Annotated in this window: 13 protein-coding genes; 1 reads left to right on the top strand and 12 read right to left on the bottom strand. The window is 44.3% G+C overall.

The window, feature by feature from the left end:
- Positions 1-145: 145 nt before the first annotated feature.
- The gene (locus tag R2Q85_RS15085) at positions 146-892 is read left to right on the top strand and encodes a DeoR/GlpR family DNA-binding transcription regulator (RefSeq protein WP_316812627.1); all 747 of its coding nucleotides are present in this window, start codon (positions 146-148) and stop codon (positions 890-892) included.
- A 16-nt stretch (positions 893-908) separates the two neighbouring features.
- Here R2Q85_RS15085 and R2Q85_RS15080 read toward each other — a convergent pair whose 3' ends face one another.
- The 12 genes from R2Q85_RS15080 to R2Q85_RS15025 form a co-directional block, all read right to left on the bottom strand.
- Positions 909-3,872, bottom strand: coding sequence for a glycosyl hydrolase (locus R2Q85_RS15080; RefSeq protein WP_316812626.1), 2,964 nt, complete (start codon positions 3,870-3,872; stop codon positions 909-911).
- A 48-nt stretch (positions 3,873-3,920) separates the two neighbouring features.
- A complete protein-coding gene (gene rhaM, locus R2Q85_RS15075) occupies positions 3,921-4,235 on the bottom strand; it encodes an L-rhamnose mutarotase (RefSeq protein ID WP_316812625.1) in 315 nt (104 codons plus the stop codon).
- Between the two features lie 2 nt (positions 4,236-4,237).
- Positions 4,238-5,722, bottom strand: coding sequence for a glycosyl hydrolase family 39 (locus R2Q85_RS15070; RefSeq protein ID WP_316812624.1), 1,485 nt, complete (start codon positions 5,720-5,722; stop codon positions 4,238-4,240).
- A 45-nt stretch (positions 5,723-5,767) separates the two neighbouring features.
- The gene (locus R2Q85_RS15065; protein ID WP_316812623.1) at positions 5,768-7,330 is read right to left on the bottom strand and encodes a RagB/SusD family nutrient uptake outer membrane protein; all 1,563 of its coding nucleotides are present in this window, start codon (positions 7,328-7,330) and stop codon (positions 5,768-5,770) included.
- 23 nt (positions 7,331-7,353) lie between these two features.
- Entirely contained in the window at positions 7,354-10,461 is a 3,108-nt protein-coding gene (locus tag R2Q85_RS15060; protein WP_316812622.1) for a TonB-dependent receptor, read from the bottom strand.
- A 220-nt stretch (positions 10,462-10,681) separates the two neighbouring features.
- The gene (locus R2Q85_RS15055) at positions 10,682-11,320 is read right to left on the bottom strand and encodes a DUF6266 family protein (protein ID WP_316812621.1); all 639 of its coding nucleotides are present in this window, start codon (positions 11,318-11,320) and stop codon (positions 10,682-10,684) included.
- A gap of 11 nt (positions 11,321-11,331) precedes the next feature.
- Positions 11,332-11,961 carry a DUF6266 family protein gene (locus tag R2Q85_RS15050; RefSeq protein ID WP_316812620.1) on the bottom strand — a complete coding sequence of 210 codons (630 nt, stop codon included), beginning with the start codon at positions 11,959-11,961 and terminating at the stop codon, positions 11,332-11,334.
- Positions 11,962-12,056: 95 nt separating this feature from the next.
- Positions 12,057-12,614: a peptidoglycan-binding protein gene (locus R2Q85_RS15045; RefSeq protein ID WP_316812619.1), complete on the bottom strand. Its 558-nt coding sequence runs from the start codon at positions 12,612-12,614 to the stop codon at positions 12,057-12,059.
- Positions 12,533-12,913: a hypothetical protein gene (locus tag R2Q85_RS15040; RefSeq protein WP_316812618.1), complete on the bottom strand. Its 381-nt coding sequence runs from the start codon at positions 12,911-12,913 to the stop codon at positions 12,533-12,535. Before R2Q85_RS15040 ends, R2Q85_RS15045 begins: the two co-directional genes overlap by 82 nt.
- Positions 12,914-13,074: 161 nt before the next feature.
- Positions 13,075-13,719 (bottom strand): DUF6266 family protein, encoded by a 645-nt coding sequence (locus tag R2Q85_RS15035; protein WP_316812617.1) that lies wholly within the window; start codon positions 13,717-13,719, stop codon positions 13,075-13,077.
- Positions 13,720-13,895: 176 nt separating this feature from the next.
- The gene (locus tag R2Q85_RS15030; protein WP_316812616.1) at positions 13,896-14,258 is read right to left on the bottom strand and encodes a hypothetical protein; all 363 of its coding nucleotides are present in this window, start codon (positions 14,256-14,258) and stop codon (positions 13,896-13,898) included.
- A gap of 95 nt (positions 14,259-14,353) precedes the next feature.
- Complete coding sequence (locus R2Q85_RS15025; protein ID WP_316812615.1) at positions 14,354-14,632, bottom strand: hypothetical protein; 279 nt, start codon at positions 14,630-14,632, stop codon at positions 14,354-14,356.
- Between the last annotated feature and the right edge of the window lie 38 nt (positions 14,633-14,670).

Here is a 14,670-nt window from a genome sequence, read left to right as displayed (position 1 = left end):
CACTTCAAATAGTTTCAGTTCTGGTTCAAATGCTTTTAAATTTGATGAAGAAAACCGTAAATAACCTTTAATCCATCGCCAAATTAATTTTTTCCAGGAATAAGTAGATAACTAAACTTTGGTGTCATTACCATAAAGGTAATTTATGTTAAAAAAAGAACGCCATGACTTTGTGATGCAGCAAATCAATTTGCACAATAGCGTCCTCACTGCTGATCTTGTTCAGCTTTTAAATGTTTCTGAAGATACCATCAGAAGAGATCTGCGGGAAATGTCTGACGGCAATTTATTGTGCAGGGTACATGGTGGTGCACTTTCTAAACCTTATCACACTACTTTTGACAGCAGTACTGTTTATGCCAAAGCCGCTAAAATGCATATTGCTAAAAAAACTACTCCGCTGATTAAAGACGGAATGGTAGTTTTAACAGCAGGCGGAACTACAATTATTGAATTTGTTAAACGGCTCCCCAAAACACTACGGGCTACATTTTTTACCATCAGTCCATTTGTGGCAATCGAACTGGCTCAATATCCAAAAATAGAGGTTATTTTAGTTGGTGGCGTGTTTTCTAAGAATTCCCAGGTTACTTATGGAGGCCATGTGATTAGCCAGCTTTCGGAAATTAAAGCAGACCTGTGTCTGTTAGGAACAAGCGCAATCCATCCATTGGACGGGTTAACAGACACCGATTGGGAAATTAACCAATTGAAAAAGACAATGCTTGGCGCTGCCAGAAAATCGGCTGTGCTCTGTATTTCCGATAAGCTAAATACTTCCTTAAGGATAAAAGTTGCCGCCTTGGAAAATATCAGTTACCTGATCACTGAATTAGATCCCGAAGACGCCAAACTTGAAAACTACCATGTCACAGGCCTGAGTATACTTTAAAATTTAAATCCCTTAGCTAGCGGGCCTGAATCGTAACCGGCCCTAACAATCCCGAAGGCAACAATTTATCTGTTTTCTTAAAAATGATATTGGTGTTGGTCAGTCGTTTTTCAACAGGCAATGCCGCATCCCCGATCAAACGGTTTGGCCAAAGGTTGATCAGCTCTATTTCCAGCTGGTTGCCCGAAGCTTTAACCGCTCCGCTGATATCCACCATCCAGGGCGCGGTCCATATCGTGCCCAGGTCTTTACCATTCAGCTTTATACTGGCTATGTTTTTAACCACCCCCAGATCCATGAACAACTGTTTCCCTTTAACTATTGCTGCGCTGAGGTCAAACTGTTTACGGTATACCGCTTTACCGGAATAATATTTGATCCGCTCATCTTCGTGCTTGCTCCAATCCTGCAAACTGTCAAATTTAAGGGTTTCAGGGCCACCCCATTTGGGATCAAAGCTTACCATCCAGGAACCTCTGAGCTCCTGCACCGCAGCCAGACCAGACCTGCCCTGGAACAGCCATTCATCCGCTGATTTTAAAGCTACAGCACCTGATTTTACAAAAATGACAAATATGGAATGGGAAGGCAAAAAATCGAAATCAATAGCGATCCTGCCGGCTGTCGTTCTATAGGCTGGCAGCGGTAAAATGCGACCGCTAACCGCATCCCATAATTGCGGATGATAGCCTGAAGCTACCCTGAACATACAGGTAGTTTTAGCAGGTATCTCTTTTCGGTTTACCAGGAAATAGATTTCTGCATCTTTTGTTGTACGGTGAATAAAATCAATGTAATTGGCTTCCCCGGTATATTCAAAATCCGGCTTTATGCCTTTCCCCAGCAACACATTTCGTACGCTCTCTCCGGTGATCACCCCAGTGCTACCCCAGGTCTCCTCTACTATTTGTTTAAGTTCCGTATCGCATTGCGGATAGTTTTTTAAGCCTGGGTCTTTTACCGGTTTAGGGCCGATGATGGTGGCGCCCCCTTTTACCAGCTCCCGGATCTTTTTGGCTACAGGCACAGGCATATGGTTTACATCAGGCAAAACCATCAGGGCATAGCTCATGCCATCAGGCAATACAATGCGTTTATTTTTTACACTCAGCCTGGTCAGTAACACCTCTTCATTACACACATCATAATCATAGCCTTTCCCTAAAGCAGGGTCCGTACGTTTTGGAGCCACCAGGTTCGGTGCCCAGTCGCCATTGTAATACAGCACATCTGCTACAAAAAGTCCCGACTGTAACAAAAACTGGCAGCGGTTCACATAATCCAGAAATACGCCTGCCTTTTCCCACCAGGTAATGTTCCTGTTAAAATGTGTGCCCGCACCATATTCATAGCCCGGTTTGCCATCGCGTGGACGTGTGGCTGTTGAGGTATGGATCACAAAACGATTGATACCTTCGCAGAAAGCGCGGTCTGCCACCGGCTTCAGGCTTTCGGGCGAATCACTCCAATGCGGCTTAAATGAAGTAAGCGCTTCAGCAGATACCTTTTTCTTGCCGTAAATATGGGCCGCCGAGGCCACCAGTTTTCCCACCTGGTTCTGGTCATGCTGCACAAAGGTTTTACCTTGCCAGAATTCACCCATCGGTAAATCCATACGGCCTAAATTTTTGAGTGCGTCCATACACATCGTACCCGACCAGCTGGGGCCACCCGCTTCGCTTTGTACCTGAAGTCCGTTCTCATGGCACAGTTCTGCAAAACGTTTGTAATGCCCGTCGGCCATGCAGTCGGCTACCGTTTTCCGGTAATCGTATAAAAACCGTTCAGATTGTTCTGCGCTATCTACTACCACACCCGCAAATACAGGCAAATAAGGTGTGGCGTCATAGCCACGGTAAGTTTTAAAATGGTTTAAAAATCCAGCTGTCCAGTTGGGGAAACCATCTTCAAAGCTATCGTCATGAAAATACTTCAGCGATTTGCCTTTAAACTCCCCTGCTTCTTTCAGCAGGATATTGCCCAGATGTTCAAACTGCCGCTCTACCCCTTTCTTATCCAGCCAGTCGATCTCCAGGCCTGCCGCTTCAGGCAATGCATAGGCAGTACGCGCGCCGGTCATCCGGTGGCCCGTCCTGATCACTGTCCAGCTGCCTTCGGGAACATCCCAGTCCAGCTGACCATCAGCCTTTACCTTTGAAGTCAGGTCTATAACTTCCGAAGAAGAAACAGGTTGATCATCAGCTGATGCAGTCCAGGGCAACAAAGTGGGCTCCATTACCTCTGCGGCTTCTGCATGACTGCTTGCATCCAGCCGGTTGCTTTTTGCAGCAAATGATTTGGCCCGGTCACCATCTTTTAAAGATATTGCACCAGGGATTTCTTTGTAAGCGACTACCGAAGTATCGCGGTAGTCCAATTGGTCCATGGGCAAGTCAATATAGTCTTTAATAAAAAGTTGCTTTGCATTGTCATATCCATCCCTGCTGCCTGGTAAAGGTAGTTTTCCGGAAAAACGGGCTGGTCCATTGAGGGTTGTTTTAGCCTGCAGCAACCAACGGCCAGAATCTTCCGGCTTAATCCAGGCACCACCCATTGCCCAACCCGTACTCAGGTTTACCCCAACTTCAATACCATGCCTGTCGGCCTCTTTTAACGCATGCCGGAAAAGCGAACGCCATTCCTCCGATAAAAACTTCGGACCTTCTGGTATAGGCCCACTGCCAAATCCACTGATCGAGTTGATCAGCAATACGCCACCCATACCCTTTGCTTTAAATTCTGCCAGATCTAAACTGATCCCTTCCTCATCTACCAGGCTGTTAAACCACCACCAGTAGCAGGATGTTTTGGCACTATCAGGCGGGCTCATAAAGCCAGCTTTCAATAGCTTTAAGGTCAGGTCTTCAGCTGTCAGGTTTTCATCAAAAACACTGGCTTTACTATTTAAACTGAATACAACCATATTTGCTGCGACAACGGAGCTGATCTGTATAAATTTTCTTCGGTTCAGGTTTGACATACAAGGCTAGGTTACGGTCTAATTATATTATTTCAATCAATTGTAAGATCAGATCAGATGGAACAGTTCGTTTAAAGTAGTCAGAATAGGGACACCCTCCGCATCACTTACTGTAATATCGCTCATGTATTTCCACCATTCACGCATCACTTTTTTATCAGACAACGCATCCACCGCATCCCTGTCTGTTATTTTCATGGTTGCAAAAAGCGTATCAGTCTGCTCGTCCAGATAGATGGAATAATCACTTACACCTGCATCCTTTAACAGGGAAGATATTTCCGGCCATATTTCCTCATGCCTTCTTTTATATTCTGCAGTACATCCCGGGCGTAGAACCATTTTAAAGGCCACTCTTTCCATTATCAGTTTTTCATTTTAATAACGGTAACCGCAAAAGGCTTTACCACAAAAGTGTCCCCTTTGATCTGGCCTGCCGCTATCGGGTTATCACCTGTTGTTACATCTACCGTTTGCAGCGCTGCACCATCCATTGCAGGAAGCTTCAGGCTAATCTGTTTATTGGTCTTGTTAATCAGCAGCAGTTTTTTACCGCCCGCAGTTACAAATCCCTGTGCAACTACATCAGGGCTATAGGAATTGGCCGCAACCAGCTTGTCACCCGGGCCAAAATTATCTTTCAGCAGTTTCAACACCCAGTATCTTGCATTGGGTTTTCCGTTTTTCCAGTTGATCATCGTTACATCAGGAAACTGTGTAGGATAACCCACCAGCTGTGATTCACCCGCTACATCAATACCTATTTTGGTAAGCTCCACATAAAGATAGGCAAACATGGCACCCGACAGGTTCCAGTATCCGTCCGGTATCACACCCTTATAATCCCTGTTCTGCAGGATGTTCCCGATCTCGTTGATTTGCGTAAATGTATTTGGTGCAAGGCGCTTACGGATATTTTCAATATACCTTACCCGGTCAAGAAAACCATTGGTCTGGTCAAAAAAAGAATACTGGTAGCTGTCAATATTTTGGTCAATAGAGGCCGGACGGCCATAAAAATGATAGGAAATACCATCAAGCGGCACGCCAGGTTTATGGTTGGCCGGATTAAGGAAAAATTCAAACCATTGCGGATCCGTTTCATGTGCAACAGAGATCCCTACAAATTTTGTTTCCGGAGCAATCTTTTTGAGCTCAGTAACCACGGCATCATAAATTTTGGTATACAGCTGGGGCGACATACGGTGCTCCAGGTCCGGCTCGTTCAATACTTCCCAGTAAGGAAATTTATATTGGTGGCCAGATTTATGGAACTTACCCAGTTCATCGGTAAAACCACCCTTCGTATACCAGCTAAAAACTCTTGCAAAATAAGCTGCAACTTCCTTACAGGTCGTATCGCGAAGTTCTTTGCCCTGGTTATATTCCCAAAAAGGCAGATCGGGATCATCAGGATACTGGACCGGTTTAGCGTTTTTAAACATCCATACCGGGATGGTACTGAAATTCATCACCGGAGGATGGCCTTTTACAGCTTCCATAAAATCTATCACCGCAGGATCCGCATACTGGAAATCCCAGAAGGTCTCGGTAGCAGTTGGTGACTTAAGTTCGGCCACCGCCGCTTTAGGATAGGGAAACCAGGGCACGTAGCGCACATAATCAGCGCCCATATTTTTTAAAGCTTCAAAAGTCGCTTTATGTATCGGAGAATTTGCGCGCAGCATAGGATTGTATACCACCTGCAGTGTAGGCGTGGTTTTAGAAACGGTAAGGGTATTACTCCAGTTTATAGAAACTGGTTTTTCCTGTGCACTGAGCCTGTTAAAAGATACAAATGTCATGGCCACTATTGCCAGGCAATATGCAGTGTTTAGTCGTCTATACATATCTGGTTAGTATAAAGGGGGCATAACGCCCCCTGGTTTAAATGTTTATAAAGGATTTTGGGTCAGATCTGGATTGATTTCCCTTTCTGACTGTGGAATAGGGTACAATAATTTTGCGGGAGTGATGTTATAAGAAGCCGGCGAAAGGTAATTATACATTTGCTTCATTTTAATACCGTGGGCAGTCATTACCTGTACAGCTTTACCAGTACGCACCAAATCGTGCCAGCGGTGATTTTCAAAGGCGAGCTCTACCCTTCTTTCATGATCAATGATGTCACGCAGAGCAACCGGATCAGTAGTGGTAATGTTGTGCGTGGCATTACCAAAGGCCCTTGCTCTTACCGTATTCAATGGCGTCAATGCCAGGCCAGATTTTCCATTTTCATTCAAAGCCTCAGCCAGCAGCAACAATGCATCAGCATACCGGTATATGGGCCAGTTGTCATTGGTATTGTTAGCCACCGGATGCGGGGTATGCAAATACTTTTTAATGTACGGAATACCCACTTTGCCCGCTGCCGGTGTATAATTGACAATACTTTTGTTGGCTGAAACCACCAGCAGGTCACTACCATTATAAGCCCCTTCAGCGATGGCTATGGAGGCATCTTTCCGCGTATCGCCAGCTTCATATGCATCGATGATATCCTGCGTAGGCGTATTCCATCCTCCTGTAGCCCCATTATTGGTGGCTGTACCAGTAATCAGTTTGGTATAGTCATTGGGCGCGGTACGTGGTAAAAACTGGTAAATAAAATTACTTGGGGCTGTGCCTGCCGCCTCGCCTTCCAGGTACTGTACCTCAAAAATTGATTCTTTGGTGTTCTTGTTGGCAGGTAAAAAAACCTCAGCATAACTGGTTTGCAAACCATAACCCATGCCCGCAAGGGTGCCCAGTACAATTTCAGCTTCGCCATATTTTTTCTGTGTCATCAGTACTTCGCCATACAACATAGTAGCAGAACCTTTGGTAGCCTGGCCACTTTCCTTCGCTGGTAGTTTTGTAGGCGCCGCCAGCATAGTGATGGCATCTTTAACATCAGCCGTAATTTGCGCATAAACTTCATCTGCCGTCGATCTGGAAACAAAAGCATCATCAGCTTTTTTTACTTCTTTTAAATACAAGGGTACCCCGCCAAAGAAACGTACCAGTTTAAAATAATAAAATGCCCGTAAAAATTTAGCCTGCCCTTCAATATCATTCCTGGCTGCTGCAGGGATATCTGCATCCTTCAAACGTTCTATTACAATATTTGCTTTTGCAATGCCAGAATAACAGGCAAAGTAAATCGTATTTGTATTCGAATTGGTTGGCCCATCCACAAAATCATCAATGTTTTCCTTAAACAGATAGGCGGTTCCCCTGTTGCTTGGATAAGGTTGATAATGCGTATTGTCTGAACGCATTTCAGCCGCATAAAAATCCTGGTTAGCTAAATCCCTTAGCGGCACATAAGCGGCAATAACCCCCTGTCTGAACTGGGCTTCTGTCTTAAAAAAAGTTTCGACAGAAAAGGAATCTTTTGGTGTCAACTCTATAAAGCTTTTTTTACAGGATACTGCTGTAAAAGAAAGCATGGCTATATATATCAATATCTTTTTCATCTTTTCTTATATTTTGGATTACCCTATTTAAATGTTGTTGAAATACCAATAGAGAAAGTTCTTGGCACCGGATATGCGTTTTCATCCACACCAATCCCCTGGGTAGCATCCGTTCCGTTCAGGTTGATTTCAGGATTAAACCCGGTGTAACCGGTAATAACGAAAGCCTGCTGTACCGAGCCATACACCCTTAAAGATTTCAGGAGCAGCTTATCTTTCAAAGGAATGGTATAACCAAGAGAAATGTTTTTAGCAGTTAAGTACGAGCCGTTTTCTATCCACTGGCTGTTTACCTGGCGGCCTATTGCCGTAGTCCCGCCCCTTGTTGAAGGATAAATCCCTGAACCCGGATTTTGTTCCGATCTCCATCTGTCTTTGATGGCTGCAAGCGGAAGCCTTGAACCATCCATATTTGTTAAATAGGCCCATTTTGCAGGCGAAAGAATATCTCCACCAACAGCACCAGACATGGTAATGTTCAGGTCGAAGTTTTTATAGCGGAAGCTATTGCTGATCCCAAAACTAAAGTCTGGTGTTGGGTCCCCAATAAAAGTACGGTCGTATTCATCGCTGATCACACCATCCGGAACACCATTAGGACCAGAGACATCCTGCATTTTGATCGTACCTACGTAGGAAGATGATCCGTATTTAGGCGAACTGGCCAGATCGGCAGCATCCTTGTATAATCCCTGAAAAACGAAGCCATAAAACTCACCTAAACGGTGTCCTACCTGATTGCGGAAATAATCCGAAGTTACAGTATTGTTACGGCGGATAAAACCGGGGGCTACCAGGGATTTGATAACATTTCGTTCAAAAGATACGTTAATGCCGGTATTCCATTTTAAGCCACCGGTCAGGTTCACCGTATTCAGCGCAATCTCGTGGCCCCAGAATTCAAATTCACCGATATTAAATTTAATGGTCTGGAAACCCGAAGCTCTTGGAATTGGCCTGTCCTGGATCATGCCATCAGTTATTTTATGATAGTAATCGTAGTTAACCGATATCCTGTTCTTAAGTATTGCAAACTCTAAACCAATGTCAAACTGCTTGTTCCTTTCCCATGCGAGCTCAGAATTTCCAAGCCCCGCGATGGTATTTCCAGACACCAGGGCTCCGTTGAGGATGTAGTTATACTCCCCGATCGTCGATAAGGCCTGGAAATTGCCTAAATTGTTATTCCCTGTTATCCCGTAACTGGCGCGAAGTTTAAGAAAATCAACAAATTTAAACTTCTGCATAAATGCCTCATCGCTCAGGATCCAGCCTGCAGATACAGATGGAAAGTACCCGTATTTTCTATTATTTCCGAACCTTGAAGATCCATCATTCCTAATCGCCCCCTGGAGCAGGTATTTGCCTTTATAGCTATAATTTAAACGGCCAATGGTTGACAGTAAGGAATAAGCCGTAGCATTACTGCTGCCCGCACTGATTACAGTTGCAGCACTCAGGTAAGATACATCATCACTTGGATAGCCGGTACCGGAAACCGAATTGCTGGTCTGCTGAAAATTCTGTGCAGAATAACCCACAAGGGCTTCAATTTTATGATCTGTACCAAAGGCTTTTGCATAATGCAGGTTTGCTTCTGCTGTCCATGAAAAATTATCCACAGAACTGCTTAATCCCGTTGCTATAGAATTGGTGGTGATAAAAGCAGGGGTAAACTGATCCCGAGATTCTGCACCTTTATCAGCAGCAAGATTTGTTCTCAGGCTCAGACCATCAAGAAACTCATAGTTTAAATAAGCATTTCCAAGTATGTGGGTTGTCTTATAATCGTCCTTGGCCATGGTAAACTGTGCATATGGGTTGATATAAGCTACCATACCTGGCGAAGTTACCAGCTTTGGCATACTGCCATCCGGATTTACAGCAGGGAATAGCGGACTTGCCTCCAAAACTTTTTCAAAAAATCCATTCACACCATCTGTAGTCAATCGGTTGTTATGGTCCAGGCGATAGCTTGGTGCAAGGTTAAAGCCCAGTTTCAGCTTATTGTTGCTCAAGGTAAGGTCCTGATTAAGCCGCAGACTGAACAGCTTGGTCCCGGTATTGATGATCACACCTTCCTGCTCCTGGTAACCGGCAATAATCGTAGAAGACGACTTGTTGTTTGCCGATTGTATAGTAAGGTCATAGCTTTGGATGGGTGCCGATTGCGTAAGCACGTCAAACCAGTTGGTGCCTTCGCCATATTGTTCCGGGTTTCCATAAGCTTCCAGCTGGGTAGGGGGCACTACATAGCTTGGCTGAAAAATTTTCTGGTCCTCATATCTTTCTTTCATGAAGGTAGCAAACTCCCTTGCATTCATCATATCCGGAACAAAGCTCTGCGGAATTTTCTGGATACCGTAATTGCTGCTGAATTCTACTTTGGCGTCGCCTGGCTTAGCATGTTTGGTGGTAATTAATATCACACCATTGGCTGCTCTCGAACCGTATAAAGATGTAGATGAAGCATCTTTTAGTATAGTAAAACTTTCAATCTCCGAAGGGTTGATGTTATTGATGCTACCAGTAATGGGTAAACCATCTACTACGAATAAGGGCTGGTTGGAAAGCGAAAGCGATGCCGCGCCACGGATACGGAATTCCATCCCGCGCCCGGGTTGTCCGCTGCTCTGCGCAATTTGCACACCGGCTACTTTACCCTGTAGCTGCTGGGCAAATTGCCCTACAGGCATATCCTGCAGATCGGCAGCATTAATCTGGGCAACAGCTCCGGTAACCTCCCTTGCTTTTTGTTTACCATAACTTACAACCACCTCTTGCAGCTGTACGTTTGATGATAGCTTAAAATTAACAATGGTTTCTTTTCCTGCAGTTACCTTTACCGCTGCTTTTTCTGATGGGGTATAACCAATGTAAGATGCAGTAAGTGAATAGGTACCCTCTGCAACCACGAGGGTAAAATTGCCTTGCGCATCGGCTGTTGTTCCGTTTTTGGTTCCCTTTATCAAAACCGATGCCGACGGTAAAATACCTGAATCATCAGTGATCGTTCCCTTAATGACACCGGTATTGTTTTGTGAGAAGGCAAAATTTGCAAACAAGAGCAGCGTTAAGATCAGACTGCATGGTTTGTAACCGGACCACGTTTTGTAAAAGTGTTTTTTCATAATTTTTAATACTTGGTTAATCTAAATTATCCCTTAATCCTTTAACAACTGTTATGTACTGTCATGGCTTCGAAAGTATTTATAACATATTAAAAGAATATTAAACAAGCATTAAGCTTTAAAATCAATAAAAAACAATAAAATATTAACACAATAAAACTTAACGACAATCCTCAAAAACGCCTTAAAACAGTATCTCAAGCATTAAAAAAAACAATATTTACTTATTGAAGCTCCCCAGATAAGCGCTGTTACTTATCCCTTTTCTGTCCTGTGTAACAAAAGAAATATAAACTTCCATGTATTTAGTGATAAGATCAGGTTGTAAATCCAGCACTTCAGCACATTGCTGTCTGCTGGCACCTGATAGAATATAAATGGCTTTCTGCAATACCGGAAAATAAACCAGGAGCATCAATTCATCATATGGCCTCGGCCAGCCTAGGCTTCCCGGGCAAAGCCAGGTAATTTTCAGGCCATTGGCGGTTAGCTCAGCCGCAGCCTCATCTGCCCCTCCTATTGTACCCTCCGTAACCCGTACTTTCTCATAATTTACCGATACATTTGGGTAAATACCCGTTAGCGCGTTTTTCTTATTGTAAGCCACAGCCAGGTTGTAAGCCGATTTGGTGCTATTGGCTGCCCGCAACCTAAAGCCAGCATTCACAAATTCCTTAACCGGTCTTAAAAAGGCCACTGCAACCGCCAGTTCTTCCCTGTTCTGCAACTGTGCCGGCGTGGCTGGTTTGGTCATTTTGCCAATGGTGCGTATGATCTGTTTACCATTCCTCACATAAAATGCAAGCCCACCAATTTTTCCGGTACAATTTCCGGTTATTCCATTCTTTAAAATTCCCATTTTTGTTGTTTTTAAATTAAACCTAAATAAACACTGTCGCTAACCACTTTCCCATCAGCGCTCACAAAACTCATATACATTTGCATCTCATAGCCAGTAAAATCCTGCGGTATCGCTATAACGTAACCCAAGGCCGATCTTTCGGCGGCTCCGATTACTATAACCTTATGATTTTTACCAGGGCAGTACATCATAAAACTTGCTTTATCTGTATATCGGTTAAACTGCGTTTGCACATCGGGCTGCCAGCTGATCACTACAGCATGTTTACCCAAACTGATTGCCGGGCTATTTGGCCCTACCAAACTACCTATGCTAAATACCAGTTTGCTGTAATCAATACTGTAATCCGGCGAAGTTCCAACAACGATTTGCTTGAAATTGTATTTCACGGCCCTATTAAAACTGTTCTTTTTACCTTCAGGATCTTTGAATCCTACAGCTATTAAACTTTTAAACCATTTCAACAAGGAAACCACCAGTGCAAACTTCAACTGCTGATCTGTTTGTGCTTGCGTTCTTGGTTTTGTAGCCTTACGCCGCAAGCCCGATATCACACATTTACCATTTACTTTACGGCCAATCAATGGCCCGGTTTTTCCTTCAAAGCCATCAAATACACCTTTTCTTAAAATACCCATGTCTTATTTGTGTTTTTCGTCATCTCGACGTAGGAGAGATCTCTTGCCTAAGCATACACAAGAGATCCCTCGCTAAGGAGACGACGGGTTAAATACTACAACCAATCCGCATACTTCGCAATTGTCCTTTTATGCCTCAGCTTCCTCATTACCGCATCGCCTTCCCTACTTCCAGCTACATTGGTATTGCCCTCGATTGAAATAATATAATCCCCTCTAAGCGACTCTACAATCCCACAATGCGCTATGCGCCCTTTCGATGGAAAATAAATTCCCATTACCATACCCGGCAGGGCATCCCTTGCTAATCTCTCTTTCGGGAAGAGCGCTGGGCTCCAGGCCGTTTTCGGTGCTTTGTATCCTGCCTGCCCGAAACAGAAGGAGACGAAACAGGCGCACCACGGAGCTTTTCTAAACCCCACATAATTAAGGTATTGATCAATTCTTGGACTACTGTTTTCAGTAAATTCCCTAATACCAATCTCTTTCCTGGCGATTTCGATGAGTCGCCTGGTGTCATTGTGAGGGCCCCTTCGCCCTGTGACAATCTCTTTATAACCTTTCTCATCACCTACAATACCACCGCCAGGCAACCTAAACCCAGAAAGAGCAGTAAGGCAAACGATAACCAATAAAATCCTAGCTGCTGCCATATTTTTAAATCTTTGTACTGTAAAACCATACTCCCGATTCCAGGGAGTCCAACTCTTTGCCAATACCTTTCCAATAACCAGTACGCCAGGTACAGCAAAATCAAAAAAGTCATCAGGCCAATCACAATCATGATCGGCACACTCTGGTTAATGCCCGCACTAAACTCCGGGCTGCTAAACACATGGGTAATAATGCTCCATAACAGCATCAATACAATCATTAAGCGATGTTCTTTTTTAACCTCATATATCAGGTTAAGGACATTTAAGCCCCAGTATTTGATATTTAAATCTTTCATCTTTTTTAATTTTTAAAACGCTTCGTCATCCCGCGGGAAGCGCAGCGACGAGGAATCTCTTGAACTATGCATTAACAAGAGGTCTCTCACATGCGTTCGAGATGACGTGATGGGGCAAGCACCAAAAATGGTAAACAAGGGTGCCCGCAGGCACCCTCAAACTAAACTACCGTAAACTCACCAACGTAAAACGAATCACTCGTCACCTTACCATTCGCCGATACGAACGAGATCCAGCAATGCACATCATCTCCGCTAAAGTCGCCTGGCACCAGCATACTGTAAGTAAGCGCCGAGCGTGCAGCTGCACCAACCAGTGTAACCAATTGGTCCTTTACCGGGTTATACACTACCAGCGTAGCCATATCTGTAGGCCCGCCAATACCCGTAGCAAGCGTACCCAGCCAGGTAAACTGAACTGTATCCGCTATGGCCGTTACCACTTCGGCATTATAGCCATTGCTCAACTGCCCCTTGCTATAGGCAAAATTAGGGTAGTCAATTAAGTAATTTGGTGCTATACCCGTTACCGCGTTAGCATAATTGTCTACAAAGGCTGCATTAAAAGCACTCTGCTTTTCCTTATGCGCATTCTGATAACCTACCCTGATCAGCGAGGTTAACCGCCTGGAAAAGCCAATCACTGTTCTAAATTTGGCCCGCACGTTTAACTGCGGCACCGTAGGTGGGTTTTGTGAAGGGTGAGGAATGGCAGTAATCACATTCTGCCCGTTTGTCCAGTGCCCAACCAAGGCACCAGCTTTTCCCTGGAAGCCACCGAAGGCTCCCCAATGTTGAATTCCCATAGTTAATCTTTTTTATGGGTTATTTTACGATTGCAACTTTGTTAGCCTGTTGTTAGCAATGTTATTAATCAGGTTTTTCTTTTGTTTTAAGCGAAGCGTATGCGTTTGTCATCCAGAGCGAAGGATCTAGGTTCCTCGCACCTACCATTGACAAAGGAATCGAGACGCCATGGCGGTTAAAAAAACCGCGGCAACTTCGCTATCATCCGGTCAACCGCAGCCTTAAACTCCTTTGCTGTACCCTCCCAGCTAAACTTCACTCTTTGCTTAACCTTCAGCTCCAGCGCTACTACCTCCCGTACAAAATGACAGGTAAGCAATCGTTCCAAACCATCGGCGCAACATAAAGGGTAAGGATGCCTGCAGTCTTGCTCGGCACCCGTATCAATCGCTACACTATGCAGCTTCATTTCGCCAACAAAATGCAATACCTCTATCAGGTTAAAAATTCTTTTCAGTTTACCGTTACTTTGGAAAACCAGGCAACCCTGCCGGTCTTTCATCTTATAAATCGTGAGCAGCAATTCATTATTACGCATTAAATCAAAACGTTAATTTTAATTGAGGGCAGGAACCATCCTCCTGCCCCCAGGGCCTTGCCCAAAAATCAAAGCCCCTGTTTAACCCTTAAAGCTTAGTGCTGGTAAATCACTTCCGGTGGTATACCAAGGCTGGTTGATGTTCCAACAGCGCACTCGTCGTAAGTACCACTGCAACCAAAGTAATTCTGGGCATCAGTTTTAGTACCAACAAAAGGATTCTGTTCTTCAGGCAGCGGCTCACCGCCGGTCCGGGTCCAGCTGTACTCGTTTTCATTCGCACCTGGCAGATTTACCACTTTCGATGCAATCGCACCGGTTACAGCTAATGACATCGCAACAGCCATCATGCATTTTTTGAAATCAATTTTCATTTTTTTTGAATTTTAAGTTTTAAAAATTTAACAATTAT

Origin of the sequence: Pedobacter heparinus (assembly GCF_032678725.1) — a bacterium.
GTDB classification, from domain to species: domain Bacteria; phylum Bacteroidota; class Bacteroidia; order Sphingobacteriales; family Sphingobacteriaceae; genus Pedobacter; species Pedobacter heparinus_A.
Note: the sequence above shows the minus strand (reverse complement) of the source record. Positions and strands in the feature narration are given on the sequence as shown.